The organism is Saccharopolyspora sp. ASAGF58 (assembly GCF_012277335.1).
GTDB classification, from domain to species: domain Bacteria; phylum Actinomycetota; class Actinomycetes; order Mycobacteriales; family Pseudonocardiaceae; genus Saccharopolyspora; species Saccharopolyspora hattusasensis.
Map to the genome: position 1 here is coordinate 2,591,805 of NZ_CP040605.1, position 16,372 is coordinate 2,608,176.

General features: G+C 69.0%; 11 protein-coding genes. 7 read left to right on the forward strand and 4 right to left on the reverse strand.

All coding sequences use genetic code 11. The features are described from left to right. Positions 1-136: 136 nt before the first annotated feature. A complete protein-coding gene (locus FDZ84_RS12260; RefSeq protein WP_168586000.1) occupies positions 137-1,447 on the forward strand; it encodes a UDP-glucose/GDP-mannose dehydrogenase family protein in 1,311 nt (436 codons plus the stop codon). 428 nt (positions 1,448-1,875) lie between these two features. Continuing rightward, complete coding sequence (locus tag FDZ84_RS12265) at positions 1,876-3,684, forward strand: gamma-glutamyltransferase family protein (RefSeq protein ID WP_168586001.1); 1,809 nt, start codon at positions 1,876-1,878, stop codon at positions 3,682-3,684. A gap of 126 nt (positions 3,685-3,810) precedes the next feature. On the opposite strand, the gene FDZ84_RS12270 is transcribed toward FDZ84_RS12265, so the two are convergent. Beyond that, entirely contained in the window at positions 3,811-5,445 is a 1,635-nt protein-coding gene (locus FDZ84_RS12270) for a flavin monoamine oxidase family protein (RefSeq protein ID WP_210435526.1), read from the reverse strand. Positions 5,446-5,692: 247 nt separating this feature from the next. On the opposite strand from FDZ84_RS12270, the gene FDZ84_RS12275 reads away from it, so the two are divergent. The 3 genes from FDZ84_RS12275 to FDZ84_RS12285 are packed head-to-tail and all read left to right on the forward strand — an operon-like array spanning position 5,693 to position 8,530. After that, positions 5,693-6,751, forward strand: coding sequence for an SDR family oxidoreductase (locus FDZ84_RS12275; protein ID WP_168586002.1), 1,059 nt, complete (start codon positions 5,693-5,695; stop codon positions 6,749-6,751). Further along, positions 6,748-8,031, forward strand: coding sequence for an aspartate aminotransferase family protein (locus tag FDZ84_RS12280; protein WP_168586003.1), 1,284 nt, complete (start codon positions 6,748-6,750; stop codon positions 8,029-8,031). Before FDZ84_RS12275 ends, FDZ84_RS12280 begins: the two co-directional genes overlap by 4 nt. Position 8,032: 1 nt before the next feature. Continuing rightward, a complete protein-coding gene (locus tag FDZ84_RS12285) occupies positions 8,033-8,530 on the forward strand; it encodes a type II toxin-antitoxin system RatA family toxin (protein ID WP_168586004.1) in 498 nt (165 codons plus the stop codon). Between the two features lie 342 nt (positions 8,531-8,872). Here FDZ84_RS12285 and FDZ84_RS12290 read toward each other — a convergent pair whose 3' ends face one another. Continuing rightward, positions 8,873-9,772 (reverse strand): DMT family transporter, encoded by a 900-nt coding sequence (locus tag FDZ84_RS12290; RefSeq protein WP_168586005.1) that lies wholly within the window; start codon positions 9,770-9,772, stop codon positions 8,873-8,875. Positions 9,773-10,064: 292 nt separating this feature from the next. Here FDZ84_RS12290 and FDZ84_RS12295 point away from each other — a divergent pair, with 292 nt between their 5' ends. Continuing rightward, entirely contained in the window at positions 10,065-11,183 is a 1,119-nt protein-coding gene (locus tag FDZ84_RS12295; RefSeq protein ID WP_210435527.1) for a hypothetical protein, read from the forward strand. Here FDZ84_RS12295 and FDZ84_RS12300 read toward each other — a convergent pair. Further along, complete coding sequence (locus FDZ84_RS12300; RefSeq protein ID WP_371812846.1) at positions 11,171-11,497, reverse strand: MerR family transcriptional regulator; 327 nt, start codon at positions 11,495-11,497, stop codon at positions 11,171-11,173. The genes FDZ84_RS12295 and FDZ84_RS12300 overlap by 13 nt on opposite strands. Positions 11,498-11,548: 51 nt before the next feature. Here FDZ84_RS12300 and FDZ84_RS12305 point away from each other — a divergent pair, with 51 nt between their 5' ends. Then, the gene (locus tag FDZ84_RS12305; protein WP_168586006.1) at positions 11,549-14,791 is read left to right on the forward strand and encodes a glycosyltransferase; all 3,243 of its coding nucleotides are present in this window, start codon (positions 11,549-11,551) and stop codon (positions 14,789-14,791) included. Between the two features lie 130 nt (positions 14,792-14,921). On the opposite strand, the gene FDZ84_RS12310 is transcribed toward FDZ84_RS12305, so the two are convergent. Next, complete coding sequence (locus FDZ84_RS12310) at positions 14,922-16,268, reverse strand: hypothetical protein (protein ID WP_168586007.1); 1,347 nt, start codon at positions 16,266-16,268, stop codon at positions 14,922-14,924. Positions 16,269-16,372 lie beyond the last annotated feature (104 nt).

Below are 16,372 nucleotides of genomic sequence, written 5' to 3' on the forward strand. Positions count from 1 at the left end.
GGTGAGCCTAAACGCCGGTTCACCGGCGCGTCACGCAGGACGTACGGCGCGTGAACGTTTGGCGAAGCAGGTTCCGCTGAGCGGGCGATGTGCCACGATTCGTCTTGCGGGGGTCGTACGAAGGGGTGTGGGTCTGGTGTTCGCCCGTCGAATCGTCGTTGTTGGCACCGGGTACGTCGGGTTGACGACCGGGGCGTGCCTGGCGTCGCTGGGGCACCGCGTGGTGTGCAGCGACGTCAACACCGCTAAGGTCGAGCAGCTCTCCCGCGGTGAGGTGCGGATCCACGAGCCTGGCCTGGCTGAACTTGTGCAGGAGGGGATCGCGGCCGGCCGGCTGGAGTTCGTGGTCGGTTCGGCCGGCGCCGTTGCCGAGGCGGAGGTCGTCTTCCTGTGCGTGCCGACCCCGATGGGGGCCGGGGGCGAGGCGGACCTGGCGGTGGTGGAGGCGGTGGCGCACGAGGTGCGCGAGCTGCTGCCCGCGGGATGCGTGCTGGTCACGAAGTCGACGGTGCCGGTGGGCACCTCGGCGCGGCTGCGCGAGCTGGTCGGCCGCGAGGACGTCCCGGTGGTCAGCAACCCGGAGTTCCTGCGCGAAGGCTCGGCGGTGCACGACTTCCTGAACCCGGACCGGATCGTGGTCGGCTCGGACAGCCAGGACGCGGCGGAACGGGTCGCCGCCCTGTACGCGCGGCTCGGTGCGCCGACGGTGCTCACGGACGCGGCGAGCGCGGAGATGGTGAAGTACGCGGCGAACTGCTTCCTGGCGACCAAGCTCTCCTACGTCAACGCGATCGCGGAGCTCTGCGAGCGGTTGGGCGCCGACATCTCCGACGTGACGGAGGGGATGGGCTACGACCGCCGGATCGGCCAGTCGTTCCTGCAGCCGGGTCCGGGCTGGGGCGGCTCCTGCCTGCCCAAGGACACCGCGGCACTGCTGCAGGTGGCGGAGGCGGTGGACTTCGACTTTCCGCTGCTGCAGGCGACGATCTCGTCCAACGCGCGGCAGCGCGAGCGGATGGTGGTGAAGGTCGTCGAGGCCTGCGGCGGTTCCCTCGACGGGGTGCGGCTCGGGCTGCTGGGGCTGACCTTCAAGGCGGGCACCGACGACCTGCGCGATTCGCCGGCCCTGGAGGTGGCGCGGCTGCTGGCGGCGCGCGGCGCGGAGCTGGTCGCCTACGACCCGGGGCTGCGCGGCGACGAGCCGGCGCTGCCGCCCGAGGTGGAGCTGGTGGACGACCCGTACCAGGCGGCGAAGGAAGCCGCGGTGCTGGTGCTGCTGACGGAGTGGCAGGAATTCCGGACGCTGGACTGGAACCGGGTGGCCGAGGCGCTGCAGGGCCCGGTGGTGGTCGACACCCGGAACCACCTGGACCCGGACGTCCTGCGCCGAGCGGGCCTGTCCTGGCGAGGCGTCGGCCGAACCCCGGTCGCGGGCGGCCCTGCCTGAATTGCCTGTTTCCAAACTCGTTCTGCACGGCGGTGCGGGTAGCGGGTAACGGGTTCCCCTCGGGAGTTGCCAACTTCAGCGCCTGCCCAAGGGGGGCGATCGGCGAGGGCAGTCCCCGACGGCGCGCACCGCCGCAATTTCAATGGAAATTGCGACTTTCCGGCGTGTCGGGCCACGACACGCCGGAGGCTGTGGACAACTCCCGCAATTTCAATGGAAATCGGACCGTCGATTTCCATTGAAATTGCGGACCGACCAACCCGGCCGAGAGGTGAACTCTTGCTCGCCGGAGCCCTTGCTCGACGGAGCCCTTGCTCGCCGGAACTGCTCCGCACCGGGAGCGCCTTCGGAGGGCTTGGGCTGGGCGCGGCAGATGCCTTCGCTTCGGGTGTCGATCGAGAGGGTGGTGGCGGCCTAAGGTAGTTGACGTGTTTACGACTCGCCCTGAACTCGCAGGCACGCACGGGATGGTCGCCGCCACGCACTGGCTCGCCTCCGCGGCGGGCATGGCGGTGCTGGAGGACGACGGCAACGCCTTCGACGCTGCGGTCGCCGCCGGGTTCGTCCTGCAGGTCGTCGAACCACACCTCAACGGCCCGGGCGGTGAGGTCCCCGCGCTGTTCACCACCGCTGGCGACCAGCGTCCCCGCGCGCTCTGCGGTCAGGGGCCGGCCCCCGCCGCCGCGACCATCGGCCACTACCGCGACGAGCTGGGCCTCGATCTGGTGCCCGGTACCGGATTCCTGGCCACCACCGTGCCGGGCGCCTGGGACGGCTGGCTGCTGTTGCTGCGCGATCACGGCACGAAGACGCTGCGCGAGGTCCTGAAGTACGCGATCGGATACGCACGCGGCGGCTTCCCGATCGTGGACCGGATCAGCACCACCATCGACACGGTCCGCGACATGTTCGCCGAACACTGGCCTACCTCCGCCCAGCTCTGGCTGACCGGCGGCGCTGCGCCGAAGCCGGGCAGCGTGCTCAAGAACCCGGCGCTGGCCGACACGTGGGAGCGGCTGCTGGCCGAGGGCGAGGCGGCAAGCCCCGGCCGCGAGGCGCAGATCGACGCGGCCCGCCGCGCCTGGTCGCACGGCTTCGTCGCCGAAGCGGTCGAGAAGTTCGTGCGCACGCCGCACCGGGACAACTCCGGGCGGGACCACGCGGGCGTCATCACCGCGCAGGACATGGCCGAATTCGAGGCGGGCTACGAGGCGCCGCTGACCGTCGACCTGCCCGGCGGCTGGACCCTGGCGAAGTTCGGCATCTGGTCCCAGGGGCCCGCGCTGGCGCAGCAGCTGCGCATCCTGGAGGGCCTGGCCGACCGGATCAACTACGTCGACGGCGTCGCCGACGCGGACACCGTGCACATCGCGGTCGAGGCGGCCAAGCTCGCCTTCGCCGACCGCGAAGCCTGGTACGGCGACTCCGCCGATCCCGGCGTCCTCGACGACCTGGTGTCCCGCGACTACGCCGCCGCCCGCCGTGCGCTGATCGGCGACCGCGCCTCGCTGGAGCTGCACCCCGGCTCGCCGGGTGGTCGCAACCCGATCCTGCCCGCGCACGTCGCCGAAGGTCGCGGGGTGGACGGCCTGAAGGATCCGAGCGGCGTCGGCATCGGCGAGCCCACCGTGTCGCCGAGCGGGGAGAGCCGTGGCGACACGGTGCACGTCGATGTGGTCGACCGATGGGGGAACCTGATCTCGGCGACGCCGTCCGGTGGTTGGCTGCAATCCTCGCCGGTCATCCCCGAGCTGGGCTTCTGCCTCGGCAGCCGAGCCCAGATGTTCTGGCTGGACCGGGACCTGCCGAACTCGCTTGCCCCGGGCAAGCGGCCCCGGATCACGCTGAGCCCGTCGCTGGCGCTGCGCGGCGGCGTCCCGACCATGGCGTTCGGCACGCCGGGCGGCGACCAGCAGGACCAGTGGCAGCTGTGCTTCTGGCTGGCGCACGTCCACTGTGGACTGAATCTGCAGGAGGCGATCGACGCACCCGCCTGGCACACCGGAGCGTTCCCGGGTTCGTTCTACCCGCGGGCCTGGGAGCCCGGCCGGGTCGTCGCGGAGTCCCGGCTCGGCGCGGAGACCCTCGCCGAGCTGGGCCGCCGGGGCCACGACGTGCTCGACGCGGGCCCCTGGGCCCTCGGCCGCCTGTCGGCGGTCTCCCGGGACCCGGACACGGGTCTGCTGCGGGCGGCGGCAAACGCCCGAGGAGCTCAGGGCTACGCCGCCGGCCGCTGACGCTGCCCGCTGGCACACCCCGCTGGCACACCCGCTGGCGCTGCCGCCAGTGAACTACGACGAGCTTGAGCGTCTTTCCGGCCCGACGAGCGGCTTCGGGGCCCGAAGACGGTCGCCGGCGACACGTCACAACGAGCTCGTCACTTCCTTCGCGACGCGTTCGCCGGATCTGACCGCACCATCCATGTAACCGCTCCAGATGGTCGCAGTTTCCGTGCCGGCCCAATGAATGTGGCCGACAGGCGCGCGCAGTGCCTTACCGAAGTCGAGCCAGGCGCCCGGTGCGAACACGCCCCCGTAGCCGCCGCGCGTCCATTCTTCTTCCAGCCAGTTTTTCTCGATGTATTCGAGCGGATCAGCGGCTCGTTCGCCAAAGTACCGCGTGAAACATTCGATCACGCCCTTGCGTCGCTGTGCCGCAGGCATCTGATCGGCATGGCGTCCTTGTTCACCTTCAATGAAGCCAAGCAGCACGCCCACACTCGCATCCGGCGGTGAATTGTCGAACGTGGTTCGCACGAGCCCCGTGTCGCTGGTCGCTTGTCCGGCCAGACCGTCGGCGCGCCAGAACGGCGTCGGATAAACGCATTGCACCTTGATCACGCTGCCCATCGGCATGCGTTGCGTCAGCTGGTCACGGGTTCCTGGCAGCAGTGGCGCGTACCGGATTCGGGCGGCTAGCGCGGGCGGCGCGGTCACGACACAGCGCTTGGCGCGCACGCTGAAGTCGTCGCCGTGCACACTGACGCCCGCCGAGTCCTGGTCGATTCTGGTTACAGGTGCGTTCAGAAGGACGCGGGGACCGAGTTCGCGTGCCATTTCAAGCGAGATGCGCTGCGATCCACCGATGATACGGGAGTCCTGGGCTCCGTCGGACGTGCGTAACAGCCGGTCGAGTCCGCCTGCGGAGGCGATGTAGAAAAGCACGTGAAGCAGCGACACGTCACGAGGCTCGACCGAGAAGACCGCGTTGATCGCCAGCGATATCAGCGATTTCGCGCCCGGCTGGACAAGATGATGATCCATCCAGTCTTCAAAAGTCTGGCCATCCGAGGTACGTGCGTCATGCGCGGTCCAGGGCGCGTCTAGTGGAACTCCCGCTGCCATCCTGTCGAGTTCCTGGATCGCGACGGCGGCTTCTGCCGCGCCCACCGGGTCGGAGGGCGGAATCCGGTTCAATCCGAGGTTCAGCGGATCCGCTGGGAACACGTGGCCGTACCGGGTCAGTTTCCCGTTGTGGTAGTCGGCATAATCGCCGGCGTCGTAGGTCTTGAACGTTTCCAGGCCGAGCTGCTGGATGAGACCGAGCACCCGGTCCTGTGTCGGCCCCACCCACTGGCCGCCGACCTCCACGATCGTGCCCGGACTGGCTCCCGGCGCAGTCACGGCCTGATTGACGGTACGGCCGCCGACACGGTCGCGTGCTTCGACCACGAGTACCTCGCACCCCGCGGCGACCAGCTCGCGAGCGGCGGTAAGCCCCGCCAGTCCCGCACCGACAACAACGACCTGGGTCTCGCTCCGCCCAGCGGCGGGAGTCGACTGTGCGATGGCACGCGGCGCACCAGGCGCGGTCAGCGCCCCGGTGCCAGCCGCGGCCACACCGGCCAGCAAACCACGACGTGTGAACCGATTCATGTCCTCTTCCGTACCGCTCGCCTGGGCTATGAACGTCCGGCTGCTGGCAAGGTGACCGAGCCCCCGGATCCGCATGGTGGTGGCCGACGACTTGCTGTTGATAGTTGCTCCGAACTCAACCATGACGAGGTGCGGCAGCTCCAGAGCTGATCAGGAGTTTTGCCTGTGCGAGCAGAACATGCTGGGCAACCAGGCACGCGTCGCGCTTCCACGGTTGCGGCGGCGCCGTCTCTCACGTCACGGTTTTGCCGTCACGCCTGGCGCATACGGCCTGACGCTGCATCGAGCCGGGTTGGCAACGGAGCACCATTGCGCGGCTCAGTGCCCTTGACGCAGGGGTGGACCAACACGGCAATTCGAGGAGACCGGCATGTCGCAACCCAAGTTCGTGCTGCTGACTGGCGCTTCTGGCGTGGTCGGCACGGCATTGCGCCCAGCGCTGGCTCACCACAGGGTTATCAGTCTGACTCATCGCGCCAAAATTGACTCCGAGTCGGTGATCGGCGATGTGACCCAACCGTTCCTGGGGCTCGATGAGCTCACATACCAGAGGCTGGTGTCCCAGGTGGACACTGTGGTGCACTGCGCCGCGAAGACTGACTTCGGCGCTGGAGCCGAGGCCGCGCACCAGCTCAACGTCGTCGGCACGAAGCGAGTCCTGGAGTTCGCTGCTGACGCGCAGGCCCGGGTCATCTACGTGAGCACCGCGTTCGTGGCGCGTAGCGAACTCACCCGGTCGGCACAGGGATTAATGTCCGAGGGGGCGGCTCGCCCCGAAAATTACCTCGACTCCAAGCGAGAAGCCGAAGAGCTGCTTCGCGGCTCGGGAGTCCCCGTGGTGATCGCCCGCCCCTCGGTGGTGGTCGGTGATTCGGTAACCGGCGCCATGGCCAATTTCCAGGGTGTCCACCTGGTCGCCGCAGGCATCCTCAGGAGCAAGTTTCCGCTTCTTCCGTTCGCACCTGAAGAGCTGGTGGACGTCATACCGCAGGACCTTCTCGCTGCCGGGCTGCGGGCGTTGGTGGACGCGGATGTGCGTGGCGGCGAGTACTGGTTGACTGCGGGGCCCCACGCGCTGACCTCCAGGCGGTTCGTCGACCAATGCGTGGCCGTGGCCGAGGAGTCGGGCATCGATGTCACGCCGCCGCGGTTGGTATCGCCGGACATGGTGGATCGGTTGATCCGCCCGGTGTTGACCGATGTTCTTTCTCCGTCCGCACGCAAGCAGTTTGATGACCTGCTGGCCATGGCCGCTTTGTTCGCCGGTGCCGAGCCATTCCCGACTTCCTTCGGCGCCCTTCCCGGTAACCCGGCAGCATTGACGCTGCCCTCGGCAGAGTGGTTCGAGTCTGCCTTCCGCACTTCAGTGCGCTTTTTCGCCCGTACCAAACGCCTTGTCCCCGCCGCAGCTGCCGGGGCGACGGTATGAGCGGTCATGGCACCCAGCACTCCGGTTCACGGCAGACGTCGGAACGCTACCGCCGCCACATCTCCCGTGGGCGGGCCCGACTGGCCGACATGACCGGCGGACTGACCGAAGTGTCCTCGCATGGCAGCCGAGTTGTCGACGCTGCTGGAAAGACGCACCTCAACTGCGGCGGATACGGCGTGTTCCTCCTCGGCCATGCCCACCCGACGGTGGTAGAGGCGGTGGTGGAACAGGTTCGGCGGCACCCGCTGACCACCCGGCTAATGCTGGAGCCCACCGTCGCCAGTGCCGCCGAAACGCTCGCTCGCGTCGCCCCGAGCGGTATGGACTACGTGCATTTCGTTAACTCCGGAGCCGAGGCCACCGAGGCCGCGATCAAGCTGGCACGTGCCCATGGGCATGCGCACCTCATCTCTGCGGTCGGCGGTTACCACGGCAAGACCATGGGTGCGCTCAGCATCACCGCCCGGGAGCTCTACCAGGCTCCGTTTCGGCCGTTGCTGCCCTCCGTTGACCACGTTCCCTTCGGCGACGCGCAGGCGCTGGAAGAGGCATTGGCCGCAGCGCCACCGGCCTGCGTGGTGGTGGAACCGGTGCAGGGAGAGGGCGGTGTCGTTGTTCCGCCGAGCGGATACCTGCGCGATGTCGCGCAGCTGTGCCGGAAGTACGGGGCGTTGTTCGTCCTGGATGAGGTGCAGACCGGACTGGGCCGGCTTGGTCACTGGTGGGGCGCGGACAGGGAGTCGGTCACCCCTGACATTCTCCTGGTGGGCAAGAACCTTTCCGGGGGAGTCGTGCCCGTAGCGGCCATGGTCGCCACAGCAGAGGCGTATTCGCCGTTCAACCGCGACCCGTTCCTGCACACGTCGACATTCGCCGGGTCGCCGATCGCTGCCGCAGCCGCCGAGGCAGCGATCCGTGTGGTCGTTGCGGAAAACCTCGTCACCAAGGCTAGCGAGTTGGGCGAGTACCTGCTCCAGGAGTTACGCCGAATCCTGTTGCACCATTGCGGTCACCTGATCACCGACGTGCGCGGACTGGGCCTGCTGATCGGAGTGGAGCTGGTCAACGAGCAAGTCACGGGTGAACTGCTGATGGAACTGCTCGACCACGGAGTGCTCGTCAACCATTCACTGAACGCGCATCGGGTGCTGCGCTTCACCCCGCCGGCGGTCCTGACTTCCGAGGACGTTCACTGGCTTCTTGAGGCAGTTACCCGAGCCGCGGAAACCCTCGCGCGCCGATGCCCACCCAACGCTGTTTTGGAAGGAATCCCCTGATATGCCGACCGTTACGGTTGAGTCGCTTGTGCCAGGCGCCATTGGGACCGACGCTGACACTGTCTTCTCCGTGCTCTGCGACACCGAGCGCTTCGCCGATCAAACCGATGAGGTCCGCAGCGTCACCGTCACCGCAAGGCAGGAAGGCACCCAGGATTCGGAATGGGCGGTCACGTTTCGCAACGGCATCCTGTGCTGGTCGGAACGAGACCAGATCGACCACTCCGCCAGGACTATCACGTTCTGGCAACTCGACGGAGACTTTGAACGCTTCGACGGCGAGTGGGCAGTTGACGAGTTCGGATCCGACACGGTCGTCAGGTTTACCGCGCACTTCGATCTCGGTATGCCGAGCCTGGCGGCGATCATCGATCCGATCGCGGAGGGGGCATTGCGCGCGAGCATAAAATCCATCCTTCGCGGCCTGCTCGGCGAAGAACTGGTCTTCCTCGACACGGCTTCCTACCCGGTCGCGCCCGATGCGGAAAGGCCGTCGTGATCACGATAGTTGTCGCGTCAACAGGAAGCTCAACCGCCGGTGAAGCGTGATCAACCGCGTGGGTTGATGCAGGGGACATTGTCGGCGACGCGGTGCATCAGAAGTCACATAGTCGGTGCGGACCCGTTCCGCGGTGTCCTGGTGGCAGTTCATGGTCCACGATCTGTCCCGCTGCTCAGCGGTGCGTGAACCGTCCACGAGACGCATTTCATCTTTGGGGACGCAGTTGTCCACAGCTTGTGGACAACTGCGTCAACAGGGGTTTCAAGTGCGAAAACACCCGTTCGTGCGACTAGTTGTGCACAGCTGTGGAGAAAGTTATCCACAGCTGTGTACAAGTCCTCAGCGGCGGGTGCTGACCAGCACCAGCCCGACGCCGATGAGACCGACGCCGCACCACGACGCGACGCCCAGCCGTTCTCCGACGACGAGCACGCTCAGCAGCGCCGCCACCACCGGCTCCAACAGGCTCAGCGTCGTCGCGACGCTGGTAGACGTGCGGCGCAGACCGGCGCCGAACAGCACGTACGCCAAGCCCATCGGGATCACCGCGAGGTAGCCCGCGACCACCAGCCCGGACGCGGAACCGAACAGCGGGCCGCCGGTGAACGCGAGAACCGGCAGTAGCACCACAGCGCCGGTGCCGAACATCGCGCCCATCACCGCGCGCGACCCGTGTCCGCCGCGCATCATCCGCGCGGCCGCCCACGAGTACACGACATATGCGGCGCCGCCGAGCAAGCCGAGCAGCGCACCGAGCACGGCATCAGTGCCAACACCGGCCTCGCCGCCGCCCGTGATCAACAGCAGGCCGAGCACCGAAACCGCCGCGGCCAGCGCCCATCGGCGGTCCAGCCGGACACCGTCGACGACGCGTTCCAGGATCGCGGCGAACACCGGCGCCGAGCCGAGCGTGACGACGGTGCCGATGGCGACCCCGGCGAGCGCCATCGAGGAGTAGAACGCCAGCGGGTAGACCGCCACCGCCAGGGCACCCACGACCAGCAGCCCGGTCCGTCCGGACCGCAGCACGGGCAGCGCGGACCGCCCGGCGACGGCGAGAAGAAGGATGCCGCCGATGCCCATGGTGGCGGCCCCGATCGACAGCGGACTCGCGCCGGCCGGGGCGAAGCTGGCGGCGGTTCCGGTGGTGCCCCACAGGACGGCCGCGAGCAGCACCGGCAGCGGGCCGGAGAGGAAGCTCCGGGCACGAGCGGGTGCGGTGAGCAATTGATCGGACACAGTGAACTCTTCCGTTCGCGAAACCAGCAGGACTCGTCGAACGGGCGCGCGTCACAGGGACCCCGGGCAGTTTCAATTGAAACTGCGGTGGCGTCGGGGTGCTGGAGGTTCGCCGCCCGTCAGCGGGACGGCGGCGGCAGAACGCGGTGCCAGTGCGAGTTCACGCCGCCCACCCTAACCGCAGGTCCGGGCCCGCCGGAATGGGCGACCCGGGGTGAGCTCCGTCGCCCTGCCGGTTCCCCGAGCTCTCGGTAGCGTCGCTGGTCCGGACGTTTCTCCTGAGAGGACCCCGATGGCGATCCTGCACACCGACATCCCGACGCGGACACAGGTCGATGCGCTGCTGACCGCCCGCGAGCCGGTCAGCGTCTCGCTGTACGTGCCGACCGGCCCGGCCTCCAGCGGCGACGCCGAGCGCATCGAGCTGAAGAACCTCGCCGGGCAGGCGATCGAGCAGCTCCGGCGGGCGGGCACCGCCAAGGAGGACATCGCCGGGGTCACCGAACACCTGGCCGACCTGGCCGATGACGAGGAGTTCTGGCGCTTCCAGGCCCGCAGCCTGGCGCTGTTCGCCACCCCGAAAGCGCTGACCACCTTCCGGCTGCCGAACCACCTGAACGCGGCGGTCGAGGTGTCCGACCGGTTCCACCTCAAGCCGCTGCTGCGCTCGATCACCTTCCCGCAGACCGCGCTGGTGCTGGCGCTCGCGCAGAACTCGGTGCGGCTGGTGGAGGTCGTGCCCGAGATGGACCCGGTAATCGTCGACGTGCCCGGGATGCCGGCGGACGTGGCCAGCTCGGTGGGCAAGGAGTCGGTCACCGACCGCTTGCCGCGCCGCCGGTTCCAGGGCAGCGAGGGACAGAAGCTCCGGATGCGCCAGTTCGCCCGCCAGGTCGACCGCGCGATGCGGCCGGTGCTGCGCGGCGACGTGCCGCTGATCCTGGCCGCGACCGAGCCGCTGCAGAGCATCTTCCGGTCGGTCAGCACCGCTTCGGAGCTCGCCCCGGTCGGCCTGACCGGCAATCCGGAGGAGAGCAGCGACCGCGAGCTGGCGTCGGTGGCCCGCGACGTCCTCGACGACCTGCACGCCGAGCGGCTGCGCGAGCTGCATCGGCTGTTCGAGCGGCGCACGGGGCAGGGCCGGACGGTCGCCGACATCGCCGACGTGGCCCGGCATGCGACCATGGGCGCGGTCGACACGGTCTTCGTCGACATCGACAACGCGGTGCCGGGCTTCATCGACGAGGCGGGCGCGGTGACGTTCGAGGAAGCCGACGACGCCGTGTCCTACGGCGTGGTGGACGAGATCGCCCGCCGGGTCTGGCTCACCGGCGGCCGGGTCCTCGCCGTGCGCCGCGACGACATCCCGGGCGGCGGCGAAACGGCCGCCATCCTCCGCTACCGCCCCTGACCAGCACCGTTCAGCGGCCGGGCTGGGGGCAGGGCCGCCCGTGCGCCAGGCGGTGGTGGTCTGCCGATGGTGTCGTCGAGCCTGTCCCGGGTGCTCACCAGACCGCTGATCTGCCGGTTGATGCGGTCGCGCTCGACCACGCTCTCCGGATACGTCCGCTGCCCGCCGGGGCTGCGCTTCGAGGCGAGCGGCTGCTGCTCGTCGTGGTACCGCAGCTTCCGCACGCTGACGCCCGTCTTGGCGGAAATTGAAACTGCGACCGAGCCGTCCACGGCCGCACGGCGCCACAAAAAGCCGAACCGGCGACGAGTCACCCGATCGGGGCGCTAGCCTGCTGTGGGATTTTCTACGCGGTGAGGAACCGGATGGACAAGCGGCTGATCGACTGGACCGGCGAGCGCTGTGTGCCGTGGACCGACGACGTTCAGGTCGTCTACGAGCACTACCACCGCTACGCCCTCGCAGCCCGCTTCGTGCGCGGCAAGCGGGTGCTCGACCTCGCCTGCGGCGAGGGCTACGGCGCGGCGCTGCTGGCCGCCGAAGGAGCCGAGGTGGTCGGCGTCGACATCGACCCGACCACGGTCGAACACGCTCAGCACAACTACGGCAGCCGCGACGTCAGCTTCCAGGTCGGCTCGATCACCGACCCCGAACTGCTCGCCGACGCCAAGCCCTTCGACGTGATCGTCTGCTTCGAGGCGATCGAGCACGTCGAGGACCACGACGCCATCCTGAGCCTGGTCAGGTCCCGGCTCGTCCAAGGTGGACTGTTCCTGAGCAGCACCCCCGACACGGCGGTCTACTCGCACGAGCACGGCAACGACAACCCTTATCACGTCAAGGAACTCACCGCGAAGCAGTACGAAACGCTGCTGGAGGACGCGTTCCGGCACGTGGCCGTGCTAAAGCAGAACGTCACCGTCGGATCGCTGCTCACCCCCGCCGACCACGGCGACCCGGACACCGCGATCGAAGGCGTCCGGCTGCAGACGATCGAAGGGCGCGACGGCGAATGGGCCGTCCGGCAAGGCGTCCCGCACACCTACCTGCTGGGCATCGCCTCCGACAAGCACCTGCCGAAGCTGCCCGCCGCCGCGCTGCTGACCGACGCCGACCTCACGCTCATCCGCCGCGGCGGCGACGTCACGCCGATAATCGAACAACGCGACGCGGCGGTCGCGGACGTGGCCAAGCTCCACGAGCTCTACCAGCGCAGCCGCGTCGAGTCCGAAGAGCTCAAGAGCACCATCAGCAGGCTCGAAGAACTGCGCAAAGCCGAAGAGCAGCGCGCCGACCAGGGCGTCCGCGAGCAGGCGAAGCTGCGAGCCGAACTGGACCGCGTCGGCGGCGAGCTGCACGAGAGCCAGCAGAGCGCGGAGCGCGACGCTGCGCGCATCGAGTGGCTGCGCGACACCGTCGCGCGGCTCGAAGGACGCGTAGCGGACGCCGAGCGGCAAGCGGCGGAGCTCGGCGCAGCGAACGCGGAGCTGGCGGCGCAGAACTCCGCGCTGGTGCAGCGCGCTGTGGCGAAGTACCGGAAGGTCGTCGAGCGCGTAGCGCCGCGCGGCACCGCGCGGCGCGATGCGTACGAGATCGCGCTCGGGCGCAAGCCCGGCGTGCCGCAGGCCGAGGAGGCGGTCGAGACCGGTCCGCTTCCCGTGCCGCACAGCGACAAACCGCTGGTTAGCGTGATCGTTCCGGTGCACGGCAAGTGGCCCTACACCCGGCAGTGCCTGCGGTTCCTCGGCGGGCATGTGGTGTCCGTGCCGTTCGAGGTGATCGTCGTAGACGACGCCTCACCGGACGACAGCGCCGAGAAGCTCGCCGCTTGCGAAGGTGTCCGGCTGGTGCGCGCCGAACGCAACCTCGGGTTCATCGGCGCCTGCAACCTCGGCGCCGAGCACGCGCGCGGCGAATACCTGTTCTTCCTGAACAACGACGCCGAGGTCACCGAGTCCTGGCTGGACATCCTGATGGACACGATCCGCGGTGACGAACGCATCGGGCTCGTCGGCGCCAAGCTGGTCTACCCGGACGGCCGGCTGCAGGAGTGCGGCGGCATCGTGTGGTCCGACGGCAACGGCTGGAACTACGGCCGCAACACCGAGCCCGGCGGCGCCGAGTTCAACGTGGTGCGCGACGTCGACTACTGCTCCGGCGCGGCAATCCTGGTGCGCACCAACGTGTTCCGGCAGGTCGGCGCCTTCGACACCCGGTACGCGCCCGCCTACTACGAAGACACCGACCTGGCGTTCGCGGTGCGCGCGGCCGGCTACCGGACCGTGGTGCAGCCGAAGGCCGTCGTCGTGCACCACGAAGGCGTGTCCAACGGCACCGACCTCAGCACCGGGGTGAAGAAACACCAGGAGCTCAACCGCAAGGTATTCGTGGAGAAGTGGGCCGACACGCTGGCCGCCGAACACCTGCCGCAAGCCTCGCCGCGCAACCTCTGGCTCGCGCGGCAACGCGGCACCCGCGGCCACCACGGGCCGATCGTGCTGGTGAAGGATCACCAGGTGCCACGCCCGGACTTCGACTCCGGTTCCGTGCGGATCCGCCGCGTGCTGGAGCAGTTCGTGCGGCTCGGCTGCCGGGTGGTGTTCTTCCCCGGCAACCACGCGCGCCTGGAGCCCTACACGACGCAGCTGCAGCAGCTCGGCGTCACGGTGCTGCCCGAACCCGAACTGCAGCAGGCGTTCCTGCACGAGGCGGGCTCGGAGATCTCGCTGGCACTGCTGTCCCGCCCGCAGGTCGCGTGGAGCCTGGTCGAGGAGCTGCGCACCTGCGCGCCGCAGGCGGTCATCGCCTACGACACCGTCGACGTGCACTTCCTCCGGCTGGAGCGGCAGGCCGAGGTCGCCGAGCAGCAGGGCGACCCGGCGCGGGCGGAAGCGCTGCGGCGCAAGGCCTTCGCGTCGCGGCAGATGGAACTCGGACTGACCCGTTCCTGCGACGTCACACTGGTGGTGTCCGAGGCCGAGCGGGTTCTGCTGCGCGAGCTGGTCCCCGACGCCGACGTGCGGGTGCTGTCCAACGTGCACGAGGTCGACTGGAGCCCGGCGAAACCGGACGGGCGCAAGGACCTGCTGTTCGTCGGCAGCTTCGATCACCCGCCGAACGTCGACGCCGTGCGCTGGGCGGTGCGCGAGATCATGCCGCTGGTGCGGGAGAAGTGCCCGGACGCGGTGCTGCACGTCGTCGGCAGCAACCCGACCGACGAGGTCCGGGAGCTGGCCGGGCGGGGCGTGCAGGTGCACGGCTGGGTCGCCGACCTGGAGCCGCAGTACGCGGCGAGCCGAGTGACCCTCGCGCCGCTGCGGTTCGGCGCCGGCGTCAAGGGCAAGGTCGGCGAGAGCCTCAGCCTCGGGGTGCCGGTGGTCGGCACGACGGTGGCGATCGAGGGCATGCATCTGGTGAACGGCGAGCACGTGCTGGTCGCCGACGATGCGGAGGGACTGGCGGAGGCGGCGGTCCGGCTGCTCACCGACGACGACGCCTGGCAGCGGCTGGCGGAGGCGGGCAAGGCGGGCATCGCGGCCCAGTTCGGCCCGGACGTCTCCCGAGCGGCCCTCGGCGACCTGCTCGCCACCACCGACTACGAGGCCTGATCCCGACACACCCCGGCGCGTCGGGCCCCGACGCGCCGGTCCCCCGCAATTTCCATTGAAATCGAAGGTCCGATTTCCATTGAAATCGAAGGTCCGATTTCCATTGAAATTGCGGGGACGTCGGTTCGGGTCAGTCGCGGACCGTCGGCGGCAGGTGGTTGACCTGCTGGTCGAGGACCGACTTGAATGTCTCCTGCGCCGCCGCCTTCTGGTCCGACGAGCCGCTGACGTCGATGATGATCGCCCAGTTGTGCGCGACGTAGGCGGTTCGGAAGGTGCCGCCGGTGTTGACCACCTTCACACCCTGGTAAGACAGTTTGTCCACTTCGGACAGACCCTGCTGGGCGGCGAGGTATTTGTCGACCACGCCCTTGGCAGCGTCGGAGTTGGGCATCTGCAGCGCGAGCAGCGTCTTCTTCGGGGTCGCGCCCTCGGTGCCGTTGAACCAGCCGTCGACCAACCCGCCCTGAATCGCGGAGTCGAGCACTGTCTTCGGCTGCAGCAGCCCGCCCTTGGCACCCTGCAGGCTCGGCAGGTCCAGCGCCCCGCTCCACGGGTGTGCCGGGCCGGACACCGTGACCAGTGTCTCCTGCGAGCCGGCCGGCGGGTTCGCCCTCGCGGGCGGCGGCGCGGGCAGCTCCTGAGTCTGCACCGGGGGCGGCGGTGGCGCTGCGGTCGGCTCGGTCGGCGCGTTGCCGCTGCTGGAGGTGAAGTAGAGGATCCCGGCGACGATCACGCCGACCAGCAGCACGCCGCCGATGGACAGCCCGGCGATCAGCTTGCCCTTGCCGGGTTTGCTCGCGGACTCGAACACCTCGGGGCCTTGGCGCATCCACGACGCGTCGCCGTGGTCCGGCGTCGCCGGCAGGTCATCGCCCCAGGGCGTGCCGGTGCTTTCGACGGCACCCCAACCCTGCTGCGGCCCCCACTGCGGCTGCGGCGGCTGCTGCGCCTGGGCCCACTGCGGCTGCTGGCCGAGGTTGACGACCTGGGTGCTCTCGGAGTCTCTCGGCGGCTGGGCCTGCGGCTGCCCCTGCAAAAGCGGGTTGAGCACGACCTGCGTTGCATCTTCGGCCGCACGACCTTGTTGTTGCGGCTGCTGCTGCGGGGTGGCCTGAGCGGCAGCGTCTGCCCAGCTGAACGCCGGCGGGAACGGGTTGGGCTGCTGCGGGAATCCGCCGGACTGCGGGCCTGCCTGCGGCTGCTGCTGCGGGAATCCGCCCGAGGAAGGCCCCACCTGCGGTTGTTGCTGCGGGAATCCACCGGGCGGCGGCCCCGCCTGCGGTTGCTGCGGAAACTCGCCGGATGGCGTGCTCGCCTGTGGTTGTTGCTGCGGGAATCCGCCCGAGGAAGGCCCGTTCTGTCCATTCTGGGCCCGACCGAGCACGGCGTCTCGCCGCTGGCGGTACTCCTCAGCGGAAATCCGCCCCGCCGCGAGTTCGGCGTCGAGATTCTGCAGCTCGTCTTGCCAGGTCACCGATGAGCCCTTCCCGGGTTTGCGAACGCCCCCAATTGCGATCGACCGCCATTCTGGCACCCGCAAGGGGGAACGGGGGGCACCGGCCGGATAACGATCCGACT